Origin of the sequence: Mycobacterium sp. pR1184 (genome assembly GCF_041287235.1) — a bacterium.
Classification (GTDB): domain Bacteria; phylum Actinomycetota; class Actinomycetes; order Mycobacteriales; family Mycobacteriaceae; genus Mycobacterium.
This window is the reverse complement of sequence record NZ_JBGGKR010000007.1, coordinates 309681-328674: the sequence shown is the minus strand read 5'-3', so window position 1 is coordinate 328674 and position 18994 is coordinate 309681. Positions and strand designations below refer to the sequence as shown.

The following is an 18994-nucleotide window of genomic DNA, read 5'->3' as shown; positions in this document are numbered from 1 at the left end:
CGGTGCCGTCGTCACCGGCGCGGATCATCGCGCTTGCCGCTCCTCCCTGGTCATCGGCGCAGGTGACGAACTCGTTATACCAATTTCTTGCTGCGGTTTCCCTTGCAGGGCGGTCACCAAGTTGGCCACCATCTGCACCAACTCGACATCGCGGAGCCGCGGCGCGCCTAGCCCACCCGAGGAGCCGCCGGCTCGCGGAATCGGAACCTGCACCGTGGACGTGGTGGCGCGGTAGTTGGCGGCCGGATACATCCGCTTGAGCCGCACCTGGGCAGAATCTAGCAGCGTGATCGGCGACAGCCGCACCGTCGCCGCGGATGGGGCCGACACCTCGGTGATGCCCGAAGCGCGGCACAGCAGCCGCAACCGCGCCACCGCCACCAGCCGCAGGGCCGGTTCGGGCAGCGCGCCATAGCGGTCGGTCAGCTCCTCGACGACGGCATCGACGGCAGCGTCGTCGGGCGCGGCGGCCAGGCGGCGGTAGCCCTCCAGCCGCAGCCGGTCACTGGCGATGTAGTCCGGCGGCAGGTGCGCGTCCACCGGCAGATCGATGCGCACATCTTTGGGTTCCTCGACGGTGCTGACGGTCTCCCCGTCGGCGGCCGCCTTGTACGCCTCGACGGCCTCGCCCACCAACCGCACATACAGGTCGAAGCCGACCCCGGCGACGTGCCCGGACTGTTCGACGCCGAGCACGTTGCCGGCGCCGCGGATCTCGAGATCCTTCAGCGCGACCGCCATCCCGGCGCCCAGCTCGTTGTTCTGGGCGATGGTCGCCAACCGGTCGTAGGCCGTCTCGGTCAGCGGCACGTGCGGCGGATAGAGGAAGTAGGCGTAGCCACGTTCCCGGCTGCGGCCGACCCGGCCTCGCAGCTGATGCAGCTGGGACAGCCCGAAGGTGTCGGAGCGCTCGACGATCAGCGTGTTCGCGTTGGAGATGTCCAGGCCGGTCTCGATGATCGTGGTGCACACCAGGATGTCGTAGTCGCGGTTCCAGAACCCCTGCACGGTGCGTTCCAGCAGCTCCTCGGGCATCTGGCCGTGCGCCACCACGACACGCGCCTCCGGCACCATCTCGCGCAGCCGGGCCGCGGCCGAGTCGATCGAACTGACCCGGTTGTGCACGTAGAAGGCCTGGCCGTCACGCAGCAACTCGCGCCGCAACGCCGCCGCCACCTGCTTGTCATCGTGCGGGCCCACATAGGTCAGCACCGGGTAGCGCTCTTCGGGCGGCGTCAGGATCGTCGACATCTCGCGGATCCCGGCCAGGCTCATCTCCAGGGTGCGCGGGATCGGGGTGGCGCTCATCGTCAGCACGTCGACGTGGGTGCGCAGGCTCTTGATGTGTTCCTTGTGCTCGACGCCGAAGCGCTGCTCCTCGTCGACGACGACCAGGCCGAGGTCCTTCCAGCGCACCCCGGTCTGCAACAGGCGATGCGTGCCGATCACGACGTCCACCGACCCGTCGGCCAGGCCGTCGATCACGGCGCGGGACTCTCCCGCGTCGGTGAAGCGGGACAGCCCCTTGACGGTCACCGGGAAGCCGGCCATCCGATCGCTGAACGTCTGCAGATGCTGGTCGGCGAGCAGCGTGGTGGGCACCAGCACCGCGACCTGCTTGCCGTCCTGGACGGCCTTGAATGCCGCCCGCACCGCGATCTCGGTCTTGCCGTAGCCGACGTCACCGCAGATCACCCGGTCCATCGGGATCGGCTTCTCCATGTCGGACTTGACCTCGGTGATCGCGGTCAGCTGGTCGACGGTCTCGGTGAAACCGAACGCATCCTCCATCTCGGCCTGCCATGGGGTGTCCGGTGCGAAGGCGTGGCCGGGGCTGGCCTGCCGCTTGGCGTACAGCGACACCAGCTCGCCGGCGATCTCGCGCACCGCGCGGCGCGCCTTGGTCTTGGTGTTGGTCCAGTCGCTGCCGCCGAGCTTGCTCAGTGCCGGCGCTTGCCCGCCGACATATCTGGAGAGCTGGTCCAGCGAGTCCATCGGGACATACAGCTTGTCGGAACCGCCGCCCCTCTTGCTCGAGGCGTATTCCAGCACCAGATATTCACGGCGGGCCCCGCCGACGGTCCGTTCGGTCATCTCGACGAAGCGCCCGATGCCGTGCTGGTCGTGGACCACCAGGTCCCCGGCGGTCAGCGCCAGCGGGTCGACGGTGTTGCGCCGCTTGGCCGCCAGCCGCTTGCCTTCCGGCGACGTCGCCCGGTTGCCGGTCAGGTCGGTCTCGGTGATGACCACCAGGTTGGCGCCGGGGATCACGACGCCGTCGTGCAGCGGCCCCTTGAGCACCCCCACCACGCCGGCCTTGGGCGCCGCACCCGAGTCCAGCATCGCGGCCGGGGTGTCGGACTCGGCCAGCCGCTCCACCACCCGATGGGCGGTACCGGTTCCGGGGGCGACGATCACGGCGTAGCCGCCGGTGGACACGTGCGCGCGCAGCATCGCGAAGATGCTTTCGATGTCGTGCTGGTGGCCGCGGGCCGACGGCGCCGCCCGCACCTCCAGCTCGACCGCCGACTCGTCGGACAGCTGGCTCAGCGTCCACCACGGGTGACCGGCCTGGGCCGCGGCGGCCGCCACATCGTCCAGCTCGACGAAGCCCGACCCGCCCAGCTCCTCGACGTCGACCGGCGCTTGATCTTCTGAGGTGCCCATGGCCGCGACCGACCAGGACGCCTCGAGGAATTCGCGGCCGGTTTTGATCAGGTCGGCGGCGCGGCTGCGCACCTTCTCCGGGTCGCACAGCAACACCGGGGTGCCGTCGGCCAGCTGATCGGTCAGCAGCACCTGATCGTCGGGGCGGAGGACTGGAAGCAGCGCCTCCATCCCGTCGACCGGGATGCCTTCGGACAGCTTGGCGAGCATGTCGGAGACGCTGCCGGTGATCGCGCCCGCGGCCGCCGGATGGCGGGCCAGCAGCTCGGCGGCCCGAGCCTTCACGTCGTCGGTCAGCAGCAATTCACGGCAGGCGACCGCGACGAGGGTCTCGACCTCGATCTCCGGGATGGACCGCTGGTCGGCGACGGCGAACATCCGCATCTCGCTGACCTCGTCGCCCCAGAACTCAATGCGCACCGGGTGTTCGGCCGTCGGCGGGAAGACGTCGAGAATGCCACCGCGAACGGCGAATTCGCCGCGCCGACCGACCATGTCGACCCGGGTGTAGGCCAGTTCGACCAGCCGGGTGATCACGCTCTCGAATTCGACCTCCGTGCCCACGCGCAATGTGAGCGGTTCCACAAGACCCAGCCGCGGCGTCATCGGCTGCAACAGCGAACGCGCGGCGGTCACCACCACCTGCAGGGGCGGACCCAGGGTGGCGTCGTCGGGATGCGCCAGCCGGCGCAACACCATCAAGCGGCTGCCGACGGTGTCCACGCCCGGCGAAAGACGTTCGTGCGGCAGCGTTTCCCAGGACGGGAACACCGCCACCGCGTCGCCGAACACGCCGCGCAGCTCGGCGCTGAGATCGTCGGCTTCGCGCCCGGTGGCGGTGACCACGAGCAGCGGCCCGCGTCGCGCCAGGGCGCTGGCCACGAACAGGCGCGCGCTGGCCGGGCCGACCAGGTTCAGTTCGTCCGGCGCGGTGGCCGCATCCGCGGCCAGCTGCTGGAAAGTGGGCGCCGTCAGCGCTAATTCAACGAGCCCCGCGATCGGGGTTTCTGGGCGAGCAGGCCCCGGTGCGGTCATGATGCACCCATTCTAGGTGCGGCGAAAAGTGCACAGAACAACGTCAATATTGCGCCCGCAGCCGTCAAGGGATCGTAAGGATTCCGCCGTCCGGCGCCGGCCGGGCGCACGTTGAAGTCATGACATTGCTTGACATGCTGCCCTCCATTGGCCGGGCGGCGCCCCGACGGCTGGATCCCGCGATCTGGCCTGTCACTACGCATTCCGACGAGGACGGCCGGCTCCGCATCGGCGACGTTCCGCTCTCGGATATCGCCGACGAGTTCCACACGCCGACCTACGTGATAGACGAAACCGACTTCCGCTACCGCGCCCGTCGCTACCGCAAGGCGTTGCGCGGTGTCGAGATCGTCTATGCCGGAAAGTCTCTGCTGACCACGGGGGTGGCGCGCTGGGCCCGCGAAGAAGGCCTGGGCGTCGACGTCTGCTCGACCGGCGAGCTGGCCGTCGCGCTGGCCGGTGGGGTGGATCCGGCCCGGATCATCATGCACGGCAACGCGAAATCCCCCGAGGAGTTGCAGGAGGCGGTGCACGCCGGAGTGGGCCGGGTCGTGCTGGATTCCTGCATCGAGATCGCGTACTTGGCGGGATGCGCCCGCAAGAGCCAGCCGGTGCTGATCCGGGTGACCCCCGACATCGACATCCATGGGCACCGCGCGGTCACCACCGGTATCAGCGACCAGAAATTCGGCTTCACGCTCGCCGGGGATCACGCCGCCGACGCGGTGCAGCGGGTGCTGGCGCACCCGATCCTCGACCTGATCGGGCTGCACTGCCATATCGGCTCGCAGGTCACCGACCCCGCCCTGTACGGGGAGGCCATCCGCCGGATGATCGCCGCGATGGCCGACATCCGGGCCCGGCACGGAATCATCCTCACCGAGTTGAACATCGGCGGCGGCCACGCGATCCCCTACCTGCCGGGCGATCGCGAACTCGACCTCGACGACCTGGCCATCGTCATCGAAGACGCGCTCGACGAGGCCTGCGCCGCGCAGCATTTCCCGCGGCCGATGCTCGTGGTGGAACCCGGTCGCGCGATCAGCGGCCGGGCCGGCGTGACGCTGTATCGGGTGTGCTCGATCAAGACACAGCCGGGCGGGCGCACCTTCGTCGCGGTCGACGGCGGGATGAGCGACAACCCGCGGGTGTCGTTGTACGGCGCCCAGTACACGGTCACGTTGGCCAACCGCCATTCGGTGGGACTCAAACAGCGGGTCACGGTGGCCGGCCGGCACTGCGAGGCCGGCGACGAGATCGCCCGCGATATCGAGTTGCCGGTGGACCTGCATCCCGGCGACCTACTGGCGGTGGCGTGCACCGGGTCGTATCACCACAGCATGGCGTCGAACTACAACATGGTGTGCCGGCCGCCGCTGGTGGCCGTCAAGGACGGCCGGATTCGGCCACTGGTTCGCCGCGAAACCGTCGCCGACCTGCTCTCACGCGACTGCGGTTGAATCGGGCCGGGGCCGTCGAATACTGACCGACGACCCCGGCGGAAAGGCCTTCCGTCCCTGCCACCGGCGCGTTCGTCGCCCTAGCTTCGGTACATGGCGCTAACGCGGCCCACCGGCTTGTTCATCAACGTCCACAAGGCGCTGGTCATCCCGGTGACGGTGGCGGCAATGCTGACCTTCGGCAACTTCTCCACCGCGATGTGGCTGTATCTGGGGATGCACGGCACCTACTCGATTCTGTGGCTCATCAAGGGCCGCACCTATCCAGATCGTCGTTTCGCCGAGCAAGTGCCGATCTGGATCGGCATCGTGTTCGTGTTCGTGCCGCTCGCGGGGTACTACGCCGCACCGATCCTGCTGGCCTGGCTGCACCCGAACGTGCCGGCGTGGGCAGTCGGCCTCGGGGTTTCGATTTTCACCTTCGGCATCTTTCTGCACTATGTCTCCGACGCGCAGAAGTACTACACCCTGCAGGTTCGCTCCGGTCTGATCGACACCGGCCTGTTCGCCCGCACCCGCAACCCGAACTATCTCGGCGAGATCTTGACGTATATGGGTTTTGCGATCATCTCGTGGCACTGGATCCCGTTCATCGTCAACTCCGCGTGGATCTTCGGGTTCTTCATCCGCAACATGATCAAGAAGGACCGGTCCATGTCGCGGCTTCCCGGCTTCGCCGGCTACAAGGCCCGCACCGGCATGCTGTTGCCACGCCTGCTCCGGCCCGCAGCTCGGCGGGTTGCCGTCGACTAGGCCCCGCGGGCCGGCAGAGCTGATCGGCGAGCGTAAGGCCACTGCGAAAAATCGCGCCGAATATCGCGCGGTGCTTACGCTCGCGGAACGCGAGGGCGCAAACAGCTACTCGTCTTGCAGCCGGGGGTCGGATTCCAGATGAGTCAGGCCGTTCCACATCAGGTTGACCAGATGCGCGGCCACGACTTCCTTCTTGGGCTCCCGGGTGTCCAGCCACCACTGCGCGGTCATCGACACCGAACCCACCAACGCCTGGGCATACAGCGGCGCCAGATCCGGATCCAGGCCGCGGCGGGCGAAGTCGCCGGCCAGGATCGAGGACACCTGCCCGACGGCATCGTTGAGCAGGCTGGAGTAGGTGCCGGTGCTGATCGCGGCGGGCGAATCCCGAATCAGGATGCGGAAGCCGTCGGTGCGTTCCTCGACGTAGGTGAGCAGCGCCAGCGCGACGCGCTCGACCCGCACCCGGGATCGGTTGTTGGTCAGCGACGAGGTGATCCCGTCCAGCAGCGCCGACATCTCCCGGTCGACGACGACGGCGTACAGGCCCTCCTTGCCGCCGAAGTGCTCGTAGACGACCGGCTTGGACACGTTGGCGCGCTGCGCGATCTCCTCGATCGAGGTGCCGTCGTAGCCACGCTCGGCGAAAAGCGAGCGCGCGATGCCGATCAACTGGTGTCGCCGCTCGCTGCCGGTCATCCGGGCGCGTGGCGCGCGCACTTCTTTGTCCGGGGCTGCCACGTCACTCAGGGTATCGGTTTCACCTGGTGAAATTGCCCGGGTTCGACGGCGGGCCGCCAACGGTTCCCACACCGTCTAAAGTCTTGGTGGCGCGGTTGGCGGTTAGCCGCCGTCGGCCGTGATCTGCAGTCCGTCGTGGTGTAATCGGCAGCACCTCTGATTTTGGTTCAGATAGTTCAGGTTCGAGTCCTGGCGACGGAGCTTCGGTTGCTGGTCTTGCCAGGGGGCACGGATGAGATTTTTGCCACCGGTGCAGGTGAATGACAGTCTTGACGGCGTGGCGGCGCCTGCGTGTTCCGCCCGGCGTGGGACACAGCACGAGGAGAGTCGATGTCGTTTCGCGGTGACACTGCGGTCGTCGTTCTAGCGGCCGGGCCGGGCACCCGGATGCGCTCGGACACCCCCAAGGTGCTGCACACCCTCGGCGGCCGCAGCATGTTGTCGCACTCCCTGCACGCGATCGCCAAGGTGGCGCCGCAGCGGCTGGTCGTGGTGCTGGGCCATGAACACCAGCGCATCGCGCCCATCGTGGCCGATCTCGCCGAGACCCTCGGCCGTCCGATTGACGTCGCCCTGCAGGACCGCCCGCGCGGCACCGGCCACGCCGCGCTCTGCGGCCTGTCCGCGCTGCCGCAGGACTACGCCGGCGTCGTCGTGATCACCTCGGGCGATACCCCGCTGCTGGACGCCGACACCCTGGCCGATCTGATCGCGACCCACCACGCGGTGTCGGCGGCCGCGACGGTGCTGACCACCACGCTGCCCGATCCGTTCGGCTACGGCCGCATTCTGCGCACCCAGGACGACCCCCAGCCAGGCCAAGTGATGGCGATCGTGGAGGAGGCCGACGCGACGGACTCGCAGCGCAAGATCGGCGAGGTCAACGCCGGTGTCTACGCGTTCGACGCCGCGGCGCTGCGTTCGGCGCTCGGCCGGCTGAGCTCCGACAACGCCCAGCAGGAGTTGTACCTGACCGATGTCATCGCGATCCTGCGCGGCGACGGCCGGCCGGTGCACGCCCGCCACGTCGACGACAGCGCGCTGGTCGCCGGGGTGAATAACCGCGTCCAGCTCGCCGCGCTGGGCGCCGAGCTCAACCGCCGCATCGTCGCCGCCCATCAGCTGGCCGGCGTGACCGTAATCGATCCGGCCACCACCTGGATCGACGTCGACGTGACGATCGGCCGCGACACCGTCGTGCACCCCGGCACCCAGCTACTGGGCCGCACCCAGATCGGGGGCGGCTGCGTCGTCGGCCCCGACACCACGCTGACCGACGTCAGCGTCGGCGACGGCGCCTCGGTGATCCGTACGCATGGCGACTCGGCGTCGATCGGCGGCGGCGCCACGGTCGGCCCGTACACCTACCTGCGGCCCGGCACGGCGCTGGGGGCCGACGGCAAGCTCGGCGCCTTCGTCGAGGTCAAGAACTCCAGCATCGGGACCGGCACCAAGGTGCCGCACCTGACCTACGTCGGCGACGCCGACATCGGCGAGCACAGCAACATCGGGGCATCCAGCGTGTTCGTCAACTACGACGGGCAGACCAAGCGGCGCACCACCGTCGGCTCACACGTCCGCACCGGCTCGGACACCATGTTCGTGGCACCAGTGACCGTCGGCGACGGCGCCTACACCGGGGCGGGCACCGTGTTGCGCGACGACGTGCCGCCGGGAGCATTGGCGGTTTCCGCCGGCCCGCAACGCAACATCGAGAACTGGGTGCAACGGAAACGCCCAGGCAGTGCCGCCGCGGAGGCAGCGGACAAGGCCGCTCAGCAAGCTAGGACGGCCGCTGAGCCGTCCGAACCCGAACAGACACCATGAATTTGGTGCCTGGCAACCCGGCCGTCCTTCCGTACCATTCGCTACGTACCATGGGCATTTCCAATTTCGATCCCGAACGGCGAGGGCAGCACGGTGAGCCACGACTGGACCGATAACCGCAAAAATCTGATGCTGTTCTCCGGCCGGGCACACCCCGAGCTGGCCGAGCAGGTCGCCAAGGAACTCGACGTCCACGTCACCGCGCAGACAGCGCGGGAGTTCGCCAACGGCGAGATCTTCGTGCGCTTCCACGAGTCGGTACGCGGGTGCGACGCCTTCGTCCTGCAGTCGAATCCGGCGCCGGTCAACAACTGGCTGATGGAACAGCTGATCATGATCGACGCCCTCAAGCGAGGCAGCGCCAAGCGGATCACCGCCGTCATGCCGTTCTATCCCTACGCCCGCCAGGACAAGAAACACCGCGGCCGCGAGCCGATCTCGGCGCGGCTGGTCGCCGACCTGCTCAAGACCGCCGGCGCCGACCGGATCGTGACCGTCGACCTGCACACGGACCAGATCCAGGGTTTCTTCGATGGGCCGGTCGACCACATGCGCGGTCAGACCCTGCTGACGACCTACATCAAGGACAACTACCCGGACGGCAACATGGTCGTGGTCTCCCCCGACTCCGGCCGGGTGCGCATCGCCGAGAAGTGGGCCGACTCGCTGGGTGGCGTCCCGCTGGCCTTCATCCACAAGACCCGCGACCCGCGGGTGCCCAACCAGGTGGTCTCCAACCGCGTCGTCGGTGAGGTAGAGGGCCGCACCTGCGTGCTGATCGACGACATGATCGACACCGGTGGCACGATCGCGGGCGCGGTCAACCTGCTGATTGAAGACGGCGCCACCGACGTGATCGTCGCGGCGACCCACGGCGTGCTGTCGGACCCGGCCGCCGAGCGGCTGGCCTCCTGCGGTGCCCGGGAGGTCATCGTCACGAACACGCTGCCGATCGGCGAGGAGAAGCGCTTTCCTCAGCTCACGGTATTGTCGATCGCGCCGCTGCTGGCCAGCACGATTCGTGCGGTATTCGAAAATGGTTCTGTCACAGGACTATTCGACGGAGACGCCTAGATGGCTTTCGAGGCTGTCATCTACCACAATCCCAAGTGCAGCACCTCGCGCAAGACGCTGGAGTTGTTGCGGGACAACGGGTTAGAGCCCACCGTCGTCCAGTACCTGAAGACTCCGCCGTCGCGCGCCGAGTTGGTCAAGATGATCCGCGACGCGGGTATCGACGCGCGCACCGCGGTGCGTAAGCGTGAATCGCTGTACGCCGAGCTCGGGCTGGCCGACGCGTCCGATGACGAGTTGCTCGACGCGATGGCCGAGCACCCGATCCTGATCGAGCGTCCATTCGTCGTGACGGACAAGGGCACCCGGCTGGCCCGTCCGATCGACGCGGTTCACGAGATTCTGTGAGACGGCTCGCGGCCGCTGCCACGATTACCGCGCTGACGACGGCGGTGCTTTCTGTGGTCGCTTGTGGGCCGAAAGCTCCTGACTACTCGACGGTTTGGACGACGAGTTCGACGGCGACGACCACCACGGTCGAGAAACCGGTTCCGTTGTCGCAGTACCTGAACAGCATCGGCGTGACGGGCAAGCAGGTAGCGCCGAGCACCCTGACCGATCTGTCGGTGTCGATACCGACACCGCCGGGCTGGTCGCCGTTCACCGATCCGCATATCACGCCCGAGACGGTGATCTTGGCCAAGGACAAGAAGTATCCGACCGCGCGGCTGGTGGTGTTCGCCCTGAACGGGGACTTCGACCCGGCGCAGGTCATCAAGCACGGCAACGACGACGCCCAATTGTTCGAGAACTTCAAGCAATTGGACTCCTCGATGGAGCCCTACAACGGCTTTCCCTCGGCGATGATCCAGGGCAGCTACAACGGCGACAACGGCACCCGGCTGCACAGTTGGAACCGGATCGTGCTGCCGACCGGATCGCCGCCGGCCAAACAGCGCTACTTCGTTCAGCTCACGATCACCGGCCTGGCCGACCAGGCCGCCGCGCAGTCGACCGACATCGACACGATCATCCACGGATTCGTCGTCGCGGCGAAATAGCTTGTGCCTTTGCGCGCGAGACTGCCGACTCGCCGCGAGCCCCCGAACACTAGGGTTATCAGGCATGACCGACTGGACCGCCGCCGATCTGCCGTCATTCGCCGGGCGCACCGTGATTGTCACCGGCGCCAACAGTGGGCTGGGTGCGATCACCGCACGCGAGCTGGCCCGAGTCGGCGCGACGGTCATCATGGCCGTGCGCGACCCGCGCAAGGGCGAGAAGGCCGCTCGCGACATACGCGGCCAGGTCGAGGTGCGCCAACTCGATCTGGCCGCTCTGACGTCGATCCACCTGTTCGCCGAGGGGGTCGACGCGGTCGACGTGCTGATCAACAACGCCGGCATCATGGCGGCCCCGTTCGCCCTGACCGCTGACGGCTTCGAAAGCCAGATGGGCACCAACCACTTCGGTCATTTCGCCCTGACCAACCTGCTGCTGCCCAAGCTGACCGACCGGGTGGTGACGCTGACATCGATGGCGCACTGGGCCGGCCGGATCGACTTCGGCGACATCAACTGGCAGAACCGGCGCTATTCGCCCTGGCTGGCCTACTGCCAGTCGAAGCTGGCCAACCTGCTGTTCACCAATGAGCTGCAGCGCCGGCTCAAGCTGGCAGATTCACCGCTGCGCTCCCTGGCGGCCCATCCCGGCTACTCGCACACGAATCTGCAGGGCGCCACGGGCCGCAAGCTGGGCGACGCGATGATGTCGGCCGTGACCCGGGTGGTTGCCACCAGCCCCGAGTTCGGCGCACAGCAAACGCTGTACGCCGCGTCGCAGGACCTGCCGGGCGACACATTCATCGGCCCCAAGTTCGGCTGGATCGGCCGAACCCAACCCGTCAGCCGCAGCCGGCACGCTCAGGATCCGACCACCGCAACCGCGCTCTGGGAGGTCTCCGAGGAGCTCACCGGCACCAAATTTCCGCTCTGAGGCGCCGATGCGCTAACCTGGCCGGGCGTCACGGCGAGGGTGGCAGGCGTCTAGCCGGCACCGTTATCGACGGAGACCGACACATGTCGCGATCCTGGCCGTGCCTGGAAACCTAGGTACAGAGCACACAGGAGCGACACGATGGCGAAGTCCGCAGTCAACCAACTCACGGCCACAGTCCGAACGGAGACGGGTAAGGGCGCGTCGCGGCGGGCCCGCCGCGACGGCAAGATTCCCGCCGTCCTCTACGGCCACGGCGCCGACCCCCAGCACCTGGAATTGCCCGGGCGTGACTTCGCGGCCGTGTTGCGGCACTCCGGCACCAACGCGGTGCTGACTCTCAACATCGCCGGCAAGGAACAGTTTGCGCTGACCAAAGTGCTCGACATCCACCCGATCCGCCGCACTATCCAGCACGCCGACCTGCTGGTCGTGCGCCGCGGCGAGAAGGTCAACGTCGAGGTCAATGTCGTGATCGAGGGCGAGGCCGGACCGGACACCCTGGTCACCCAGGAGACCAACACCATCGAGATCGAGGCCGAGGCCCTGTCGATTCCCGAGCAGTTGACCGTGTCGGTCGAAGACGCCCCGCCCGGCACGCAGTTCACCGCCGGTCAGATCCCACTGCCGTCGGGCGTCAACCTGATCTCCGACCCGGACATGCTGGTGGTCAACGTGGTGAACGCGCCGACCGCTGCCGACCTCGAGGAAGAGGGGGCGGGCACGACCGGCGAGGGCGCCGAAGCCGCCGAGGAGGGGGCCGGCGAAGCCGAGGGCTCCGAAGAAGAGTCCGAGTAGGCAGTCGACGACGTGGCCGATCCTCTTCTGGTGGTCGGCCTGGGCAATCCCGGAGACAACTACGCCCGAACCCGGCACAACCTCGGGTTCATGGTTGCCGACCTGCTCGCCGCGCGGCTGGGCTCAAAGTTCAAGGTGCACAAGCGTTCCGGCGCCGAAGTGGTCAACGGTCGGCTCGCCGGGCACTCGGTGCTGGTGGCCAAGCCGCGCTGCTACATGAACGAGTCCGGCCGCCAGGTCGGCCCGCTGGCCAAGTTCTACTCCGTGGCGCCGGCCGACATCATCGTCGTTCACGACGAACTTGACCTCGACTTCGGACGCATCCGGCTCAAGCTCGGCGGCGGCGAAGGCGGCCACAACGGGCTGCGTTCGGTGGCCGCGGCGCTGGGCACCAAAGACTTTCAGCGGGTGCGCGTGGGCATCGGGCGCCCGCCCGGACGCAAGGACCCGGCGGCGTTCGTGCTGGAGAACTTCACCGCGGGCGAGCGTCCCGAGGTTCCGACGATCTGCGAGCAGGCCGCGGACGCCACCGAGCTGCTGATCGAACTGGGGCTAGAGCCGGCGCAGAACCGCGTCCACGCCTGGTAATTCACGTCCATTGTGCGTCCAGGCTGCGGCCGCCCGGCGTGTCGGCGCCGCCAGCGCACACTCGACGCAGCAGGAGGTCGCTACCGAGTGACCAGCGTGACGGAGTTGGACCGGCGCAACTTGCCCGACGGCGTCTTCGGGATGGTGCCCGGACCGAGCACCACGACGTTGCGCGGCCGCATGTCGACCTCTTTGAGCACCTCGCGGGCGACCTCGTGTTCCATCCGGCGCACCTCGGCCGGGTCGCCGAACGCGTTCGATTCGACCGCGACGGCGAACGTCTCGCGTGAATGGCCGGCGTCGAGGCGGACCGCCACGGCGCAACCGGGGCGGACACCGTCGACGCGGCAGGCGGCCCGCTCGATGTCGGTCGGGTAGATGTTGCGCCCAGCCATGATGATGACGTCCTTGACGCGGCCACACACCACGACGTGGCCGTCCTCGGTGAGGTAGCCGAGGTCGCCGGTGTCGTACCAGCCGTGCTCGTCCTGAGCGGAGATGAAGCCGCCCATGGTCAGGTAGCCCGGGGTCAGCGACTCGCCGCGCAGCTCGATCACGCCGACACCGCGCGGGGGCATCACGTTGCCCTGCTCGTCGATGATGCGGGCCTCGAGGTCCTTGAGCAGCGGACCGAGCGTGGCCAGCCGACGGGTGTTGCCCTTGGTCGCGGGTACGGCCCGGCGCAGGGCGGCCAGCAGGTCGGCGTCCACCTCGTCGACGACGAGGCCGGCGTTGCACTCCGAGAACGACACGGCCAGCGTCGTCTCGGCCATGCCGTAGGCCGGCAGGATCGCCGAGGACCTCAGGCCGAACGGCCTACCCGCGTCCAGCAGGTCCTCGACGTCGGCGGGCTCGACGGGCTCGGCGCCGGACAGCGCGAAACGCAGGGTCGACAGGTCGAAGTCGCCCGGCTTGGCCTGGCGGCGCAGCCGCTTGGCCAGCAGCGCGTAGGCGAAGTTGGGCGCCGCGGTCATGGTGCCCTGGTACTTGTCGATCAGCTTGGCCCACAGCAGCGCGTCGCGCAGGAAGTCCATCGGCGTGACCTTGACCAGCTCCGCGCCGAAGTACATCGGAATGGTGAGGAAGCCGACCATGCCCATGTCGTGGAAGCAGGGCAGCCAGCTGACCATCACATCGTTGTCGATGTCGTACTGCGCGCCGATGAACATCGCCTCGGCGTTGGAGTAGATGTTGCGGTGCGTGATCTGGACGGCCTTCGGCGAGCCGGTCGAACCCGACGTCAGCTGCATCAGTGCCAGGTCGTCCTCGCCCACCTCGATGGGGTCGATCGGCTGCGACGCGAGCAGGTCGGTGACGGTGAGAACCTTGATGCCCTTCTCTTCCAGCACCGGAATCGCGACCAGGAACGGCTCGGAGACGATCACGACCTGGGCCTCGATCATGCCGATGACGTTCATCGTGTCCTCGGCCCACACGGCCAGATCCGTGCGCGGGGTGGGCTGGTGGAGCATCGTCAGGCTGGCGCCGCGCATCCACAGGCCCTGCGCGGTGGGGGCGATCTCTACCGGGTAGCCGGCGAGCACGCCGACGGCGTCACCGAGGCCGATGCCCGCGGCGGCCAGGCCGCCCGCGATGCAGCGCGCACGCTCGTGGACTTCGCCCCAGGTGTGGCGAACAGGCTCGTGGGGTTCACCGGTGACCATGCCCTTCTTCGAGACGCGGGCGTTGTGGAACATCTTCTCGGTAAACCTGCTCACGCAAACCTCCTCGGTTCCGGCGCTATCCCCAAGACCCGAAATTTCATGTTCCGCTCGCCAGGCAACACTTTGCAGCAGGCGCGCGAGCACAGTTGGGAAGCGGTTAGATCTCGAAATAGTGGTTGGTCAGCAACCCCGTGTCCGGTTGCCCGATCATCGCGACGACCCCGACCCGCCCAGCCCGGTCGGCATCGACCAATCGGCCGTCCACCGGGACTGCCGGCGGACGGCCAGACCGAATGTTCGAGCTGATCGGTAGTGGTCACCGCGAGTTATCTTAAGCTCCTCTTAAGTAACAACCGACCATTTCGGCAATTTGAGTCGGATTTCACAGCTCGTTCAGTCGTCGGTCATCGGCGTCGGGACCACCCGGGCGCCCGGCACCGGACCGGTGGCGACGCGGACCATGCGGCACACACCGGCGCCGGACAGGTGTGTGCCGACGTCAACCGCCGAGGACGCTGAGCTGCACAGAAACGCGCACGTCGGGCCCGAACCGGACACGATGCCGGCCAGCGCCCCCGCCTCTTCACCGGCGCGCAGCGTGCGCCGCAGCGCGGGATTCAGGCTGACGGCGGCCGCCTGCAATTCATTGCCCAGCAGCGGCGCCAGCTGCTCGGGATCGCCGGCGGCCAACGCGGCCAGCACCGGCCCCGGCTCGGCGAGTCGCGGCGTGTCCGCATCGTCCCGCAGCCGATCGAGCTCGCCGAACACCTTTCTCGTCAGCAGCTCGCCGTGGGCGAAGGCCAGCACCCAGTGGAAGGTGTTGCGGGACAGTACCGTGGCCAGTTCCTCGCCGCGCCCGGTGCCCAACGCGGTACCGCCGTGCAGGGCGAACGGCACGTCGCTGCCCAGCTGCGCGGCCAGCATGCGCAGATCGCGGCGCGGCACGTTGAGCTCCCACAGCGAGTTCATCGCGACGAGCACCGCCGCGGCGTCCGCGCTGCCGCCGGCCATGCCGCCGGCCACCGGGATGGATTTGTCGATCATGATCGACACGTCGGGCGCACGGCCGACGTGTTCGGCCATCAGCTCGGCGGCCTGCCAGGCCAGGTTCCGTTCGTCGGTGGGCAGCTGGTCGGCACCTTCGCCGACCAGCTCGAGCGACAAGACGTCGGCATTGCGCACGGTCAGCTCGTCGAGCAGCGAGACGGCATGAAACACGGTTGTCAGCTCGTGGTAGCCGTCGTCGCGCCGATCGCCGACCTCGAGGTACAGGTTGACCTTTCCGGGCACCCGGACGGTGACGGATCCGGTTGGCACCCATTGCGCGGCGGTGCTGCCGTCAGACATGCGCAGTCTCCCAGCCAACCACCGCCACGGCAGCAGACTATCGCTGTGGCAGGCGAACCACACGCAACGGCGCCCGGCTCAGCCGCCGGAAGCTTGCGGCTGCGCGGGGTCGCCGGACCGGCGCAGCAGCCGTACGAAGTCGTCGATGGACAGCGTCTCGCCGCGGCGGGCGGGATCGATGCTGGCCGCCAGCAAGCGATTTGCCGATTCGTTGCCCGAGCCCGCCCATTCCGAGAACGCGTTGCGAGACGTTTTGCGCCGTTGCGCGAACGCGATGTCGATCAATTCGAACACCTGGCGCCGGAAGGCGTCGTCGGTGGGCCACGGCGCGCGGTCGTACCGGTCGATGCGGACCAGCCCGGAGTAGACCCGGGGCACCGGCCAGAACACGGTCGGCGACACCATGCCGCAGCGGCGAACCCGCCCGAAGAAGCGCACCTTGACGCTGGGCACGCCGTACTCCTTGCCGCCCGGCTCGGCGGCCAGCCGCTCGGCGACCTCGGCCTGCACCATCACGGTGACGGTCGCAATGGTCGGGAATTCGGCGAGCAGATGCAGCAACGCCGGGACCGCGACGTTGTAGGGCAGATTCGCGACGACAGCGGTCGGCTGGGTGGCCAGCTCGTCGCGCCGCAGGTTCAGCACGTCGCGGTTGAGCACCGTCAGCCGCTGGATCTCGCTGTTGGAGTGCTCACCGACGGTCCGCGGCAGCCGCTCGGCGAGCACCGGGTCGATTTCGATGGCGGCGACCGTGGCACCGCGGTCCAGCAACGCCAAGGTGAGCGAGCCGAGACCCGGGCCGACCTCCAGGACGTGGTCGGCGCGGCCGATTCCAGAGGTCGCAACTATCCGCCGGACGGTATTGGCGTCGTGGACAAAGTTCTGGCCCAACGATTTTCGTGGCCGAAACTCAAGTTCTTTGGCCAGCCGCCTGATATCGGTTCGTCCGAGCAGCTGGATCGTCAGCGCGCACCAGCTCTTCCGCTGCACACCGGCCAGGCGCCCCAACCCTGGCGCTCCCTAGTCACCTCGGCGACCGTGATCTGCTCGTCGCGGCTGGCGAGGTCGGCGCGCGGGGCGAACCGCAACCCGCCGTTGCGCTCCCAGGTACTTTGATCGAACTGCACGCCGCCGTAATAGCCGTTGCCGGTGTTGATCGCCCAGTTTCCGCCGGCCTCGCAGCTGGCGATGGCATCCCAGATGGATCCATCGGTCACCGGGGGCACCTCGGTGCCGGGCTTGGTGCCCACCCGCACCACCGAGTCGCGTGCCGGCGCGATCACGATGTTGGCGATCGGCAGCCGGCCGGTCTCCACGCCGTTGACCGTGGCCACCGCGTAGGTCACGTCTTGGGTGCCCGGGCTCCCCGGGTCCTCGACAACCTGGCGGCTCATGTTCATGTCGGGGTCTTCGACCCTGCGCGCGTTGGGCGGCAACGGGACTCGCTCGGTGACCTTCTCGATGCGGTTACGCGTCACCTGGATCTGCATGCCGTCGACGATCGGCGCCGTCGCGGCGGGCACCACCTGATCGCTGTCCTGCAGCGGCACGCCTGCCGCACTCAGCAAACCCGCGACGTTGGGTGCCGGCAGGTGCACCATGCGGATGTTGCCGCCGTCGTTGATCTGGACGCTCTTGGCGCTGACGACCGGCAGGGCCATGCCGGCCAGCGGAACCCGGCTGGCGCGCGAGGCGGCTGCCGGGGCGGTGTCGGTCATCGCGAGCTGGGCCAGCGCCTCGTCGACGGTGGAGGCCGTCGTCCACACCTGCTTGGTGTCGCTGCCGTCCAGCGAGATCTGCAGCGGCCGGCTGCGGCGCAGCGTGATCTTGTCCGCATCGTGAATCTGCACGTCGGCGGCCGGGTACAGGTCGTCGCGTTGGTCGACGACGTAGCCGTTCTCCTCGACGATGTCGATCACCTTCGACTTCATCGTCGTCACCCGCATCGCGATGCCATCGACGGTCAACGTCACCGTCTTGGATACCGAAACCGCGAAACCGCCGGCGAACGCGAGCACTAGCAGCAGTCCTGCTACGACCAGCCGCAACATCGGCGATGGGGTCTGATGAAGCCTTCTCAGTACAGTCAACGCGCGTCTACCCCGACCTCAGCAACCACTTAACGACCTACCCAGCAGCATTCGACAACAGTGCAATAAACCAACAATTCGATCACAAGACGGTAACGAACCGGTCAAGCTGGAGCAACTCCGGCGCGAATGTGTTGTGGAAATCACCCGCCCGATTCGACGAGTCCGTAGACCCGCCCGGCATTGCTCGTGGTGACTCGGGCTAGTTCCTCCGCCGGGCGATCGAGCAGTTCCGCGATCGCACGAACAGTATAAGGAAGGCAATATGGCTCGTTGGGTGCGCCGCGATAAGGATGTGGTGTCAAAAACGGCGCGTCGGTTTCCACCAGCAGCTGTTCAGCCGGTACCAGCGGCACGGCCTCGCGCAGCGCCCGCGCATTACGGAAGCTCACCGTCCCGGACAAGCTGACAAACCACCCCGCGTCGGCGCAGCGACGGGCCATCGCGCTGTCGGACGAAAAGCAGTGGAAGATCACGGCTTCGGGCGCGCCTTCGGCGTCCAGCACGTCGAGCACCGCGGCGTCGGCGTCCCGGTTGTGAATCATCAGCGGCTTGCCGCACCGCTTGGCCAGGTCGATGTGCCACGCGAAGGCCTCCCGCTGCACATCGGGCGCGGCGCAACCGTCCAGCCGACCGGGCCAGTACAGATCCATCCCGGTCTCCCCCACGGCCACCACGCGGGGATCGGCCACCAGCCGCTCAATCTCGGCGCGCGCCGCATCGTCGAGGGCGTCCGCGCGGGTCGGGTGCAACGCCACCGCGGCGTACACGCGCGGGTCCCAGCCGGCCGCCCGGGCCGCCCAGCGCGCCGATTCCAGATCGTCGGCGATCGTCACGACGGCCCCCACCCCCACCGCGGCGGCGCGGTCGACGATGGCCGCCACGCCGGCGGCGTCGCGGGCGCCGCAGGCATCGAGGTGGGTGTGCGCATCGATCAGGGGCGCTAGCGGCGCCGGGGCCGGCGGCGCTTCTCGTTTACCAGGTCGGCTGGAGCTCACGCGCACACAATAGGGTG

16 protein-coding genes and 1 tRNA gene are annotated in these 18994 nt (G+C 68.0%); 10 read left to right on the top strand and 7 right to left on the bottom strand.

Going from position 1 to position 18994, the window contains the following annotated elements; translation table 11 throughout:
- Positions 1 to 24: 24 nt before the first annotated feature.
- A complete protein-coding gene (mfd, locus tag ACAG21_RS15355) occupies positions 25 to 3702 on the bottom strand; it encodes a transcription-repair coupling factor (protein ID WP_370496964.1) in 3678 nt (1225 codons plus the stop codon).
- 119 nt (positions 3703 to 3821) lie between these two features.
- Here mfd and lysA point away from each other — a divergent pair, with 119 nt between their 5' ends.
- Both lysA and ACAG21_RS15345 read left to right on the top strand, forming a co-directional pair.
- Entirely contained in the window at positions 3822 to 5162 is a 1341-nt protein-coding gene (gene lysA / locus ACAG21_RS15350) for a diaminopimelate decarboxylase (protein ID WP_370496961.1), read from the top strand.
- Between the two features lie 93 nt (positions 5163 to 5255).
- The gene (locus ACAG21_RS15345; protein ID WP_370496959.1) at positions 5256 to 5915 is read left to right on the top strand and encodes a DUF1295 domain-containing protein; all 660 of its coding nucleotides are present in this window, start codon (positions 5256 to 5258) and stop codon (positions 5913 to 5915) included.
- Positions 5916 to 6020: 105 nt separating this feature from the next.
- Here ACAG21_RS15345 and ACAG21_RS15340 read toward each other — a convergent pair whose 3' ends face one another.
- Positions 6021 to 6614, bottom strand: a complete 594-nt coding sequence (locus ACAG21_RS15340; protein ID WP_036472997.1) for a TetR/AcrR family transcriptional regulator — start codon at positions 6612 to 6614, stop codon at positions 6021 to 6023.
- Between the two features lie 171 nt (positions 6615 to 6785).
- Between ACAG21_RS15340 and ACAG21_RS15335 the strand changes: the two genes are divergently transcribed.
- The 8 genes from ACAG21_RS15335 to pth all read left to right on the top strand — a co-directional run bounded on the left by ACAG21_RS15335 (position 6786) and on the right by pth (position 12878).
- A tRNA-Gln gene (locus ACAG21_RS15335) sits at positions 6786 to 6857 on the top strand.
- 129 nt (positions 6858 to 6986) lie between these two features.
- Entirely contained in the window at positions 6987 to 8483 is a 1497-nt protein-coding gene (glmU, locus tag ACAG21_RS15330; RefSeq protein WP_370496957.1) for a bifunctional UDP-N-acetylglucosamine diphosphorylase/glucosamine-1-phosphate N-acetyltransferase GlmU, read from the top strand.
- A gap of 93 nt (positions 8484 to 8576) precedes the next feature.
- Positions 8577 to 9557 carry a ribose-phosphate diphosphokinase gene (locus ACAG21_RS15325; protein WP_096289838.1) on the top strand — a complete coding sequence of 327 codons (981 nt, stop codon included), beginning with the start codon at positions 8577 to 8579 and terminating at the stop codon, positions 9555 to 9557.
- Positions 9558 to 9905: an arsenate reductase (glutaredoxin) gene (gene arsC, locus ACAG21_RS15320; protein WP_370496956.1), complete on the top strand. Its 348-nt coding sequence runs from the start codon at positions 9558 to 9560 to the stop codon at positions 9903 to 9905.
- 23 nt (positions 9906 to 9928) lie between these two features.
- Complete coding sequence (locus ACAG21_RS15315) at positions 9929 to 10558, top strand: LpqN/LpqT family lipoprotein (RefSeq protein WP_370496999.1); 630 nt, start codon at positions 9929 to 9931, stop codon at positions 10556 to 10558.
- A 64-nt stretch (positions 10559 to 10622) separates the two neighbouring features.
- A complete protein-coding gene (locus ACAG21_RS15310) occupies positions 10623 to 11492 on the top strand; it encodes an oxidoreductase (RefSeq protein WP_370496954.1) in 870 nt (289 codons plus the stop codon).
- 141 nt (positions 11493 to 11633) lie between these two features.
- On the top strand, positions 11634 to 12290 hold the full coding sequence (locus ACAG21_RS15305) for a 50S ribosomal protein L25/general stress protein Ctc (protein WP_370496953.1): 657 nt from the start codon (positions 11634 to 11636) through the stop codon (positions 12288 to 12290).
- 12 nt (positions 12291 to 12302) lie between these two features.
- Positions 12303 to 12878 (top strand): aminoacyl-tRNA hydrolase, encoded by a 576-nt coding sequence (gene pth / locus ACAG21_RS15300; protein WP_370496952.1) that lies wholly within the window; start codon positions 12303 to 12305, stop codon positions 12876 to 12878.
- Between the two features lie 80 nt (positions 12879 to 12958).
- Here pth and ACAG21_RS15295 read toward each other — a convergent pair whose 3' ends face one another.
- The 5 genes from ACAG21_RS15295 to ACAG21_RS15275 all read right to left on the bottom strand — a co-directional run bounded on the left by ACAG21_RS15295 (position 12959) and on the right by ACAG21_RS15275 (position 18983).
- Positions 12959 to 14596 (bottom strand): fatty acyl-AMP ligase, encoded by a 1638-nt coding sequence (locus ACAG21_RS15295; protein WP_370496951.1) that lies wholly within the window; start codon positions 14594 to 14596, stop codon positions 12959 to 12961.
- A gap of 339 nt (positions 14597 to 14935) precedes the next feature.
- Entirely contained in the window at positions 14936 to 15889 is a 954-nt protein-coding gene (locus tag ACAG21_RS15290; RefSeq protein ID WP_370496950.1) for a 4-(cytidine 5'-diphospho)-2-C-methyl-D-erythritol kinase, read from the bottom strand.
- A 78-nt stretch (positions 15890 to 15967) separates the two neighbouring features.
- Positions 15968 to 16888, bottom strand: a complete 921-nt coding sequence (rsmA, locus tag ACAG21_RS15285) for a 16S rRNA (adenine(1518)-N(6)/adenine(1519)-N(6))-dimethyltransferase RsmA (RefSeq protein ID WP_370496998.1) — start codon at positions 16886 to 16888, stop codon at positions 15968 to 15970.
- Positions 16852 to 17979 carry a transglycosylase family protein gene (locus tag ACAG21_RS15280; RefSeq protein WP_370496949.1) on the bottom strand — a complete coding sequence of 376 codons (1128 nt, stop codon included), beginning with the start codon at positions 17977 to 17979 and terminating at the stop codon, positions 16852 to 16854. Before ACAG21_RS15280 ends, rsmA begins: the two co-directional genes overlap by 37 nt.
- A 143-nt stretch (positions 17980 to 18122) precedes the next feature.
- On the bottom strand, positions 18123 to 18983 hold the full coding sequence (locus ACAG21_RS15275; RefSeq protein WP_370496948.1) for a TatD family hydrolase: 861 nt from the start codon (positions 18981 to 18983) through the stop codon (positions 18123 to 18125).
- Positions 18984 to 18994 lie beyond the last annotated feature (11 nt).

Coding starts and splice junctions, on each gene's coding strand:
- mfd (WP_370496964.1), bottom strand. CDS start 3,702: ATGACCGCACCGGGGCCTGCTCGCCCAGAAACCCCGATCGCGGGGCTC.
- lysA (WP_370496961.1), top strand. CDS start 3,822: ATGACATTGCTTGACATGCTGCCCTCCATTGGCCGGGCGGCGCCCCGA.
- ACAG21_RS15345 (WP_370496959.1), top strand. CDS start 5,256: ATGGCGCTAACGCGGCCCACCGGCTTGTTCATCAACGTCCACAAGGCG.
- ACAG21_RS15340 (WP_036472997.1), bottom strand. CDS start 6,614: ATGACCGGCAGCGAGCGGCGACACCAGTTGATCGGCATCGCGCGCTCG.
- glmU (WP_370496957.1), top strand. CDS start 6,987: ATGTCGTTTCGCGGTGACACTGCGGTCGTCGTTCTAGCGGCCGGGCCG.
- arsC (WP_370496956.1), top strand. CDS start 9,558: ATGGCTTTCGAGGCTGTCATCTACCACAATCCCAAGTGCAGCACCTCG.
- ACAG21_RS15310 (WP_370496954.1), top strand. CDS start 10,623: ATGACCGACTGGACCGCCGCCGATCTGCCGTCATTCGCCGGGCGCACC.
- ACAG21_RS15305 (WP_370496953.1), top strand. CDS start 11,634: ATGGCGAAGTCCGCAGTCAACCAACTCACGGCCACAGTCCGAACGGAG.
- ACAG21_RS15290 (WP_370496950.1), bottom strand. CDS start 15,889: ATGTCTGACGGCAGCACCGCCGCGCAATGGGTGCCAACCGGATCCGTC.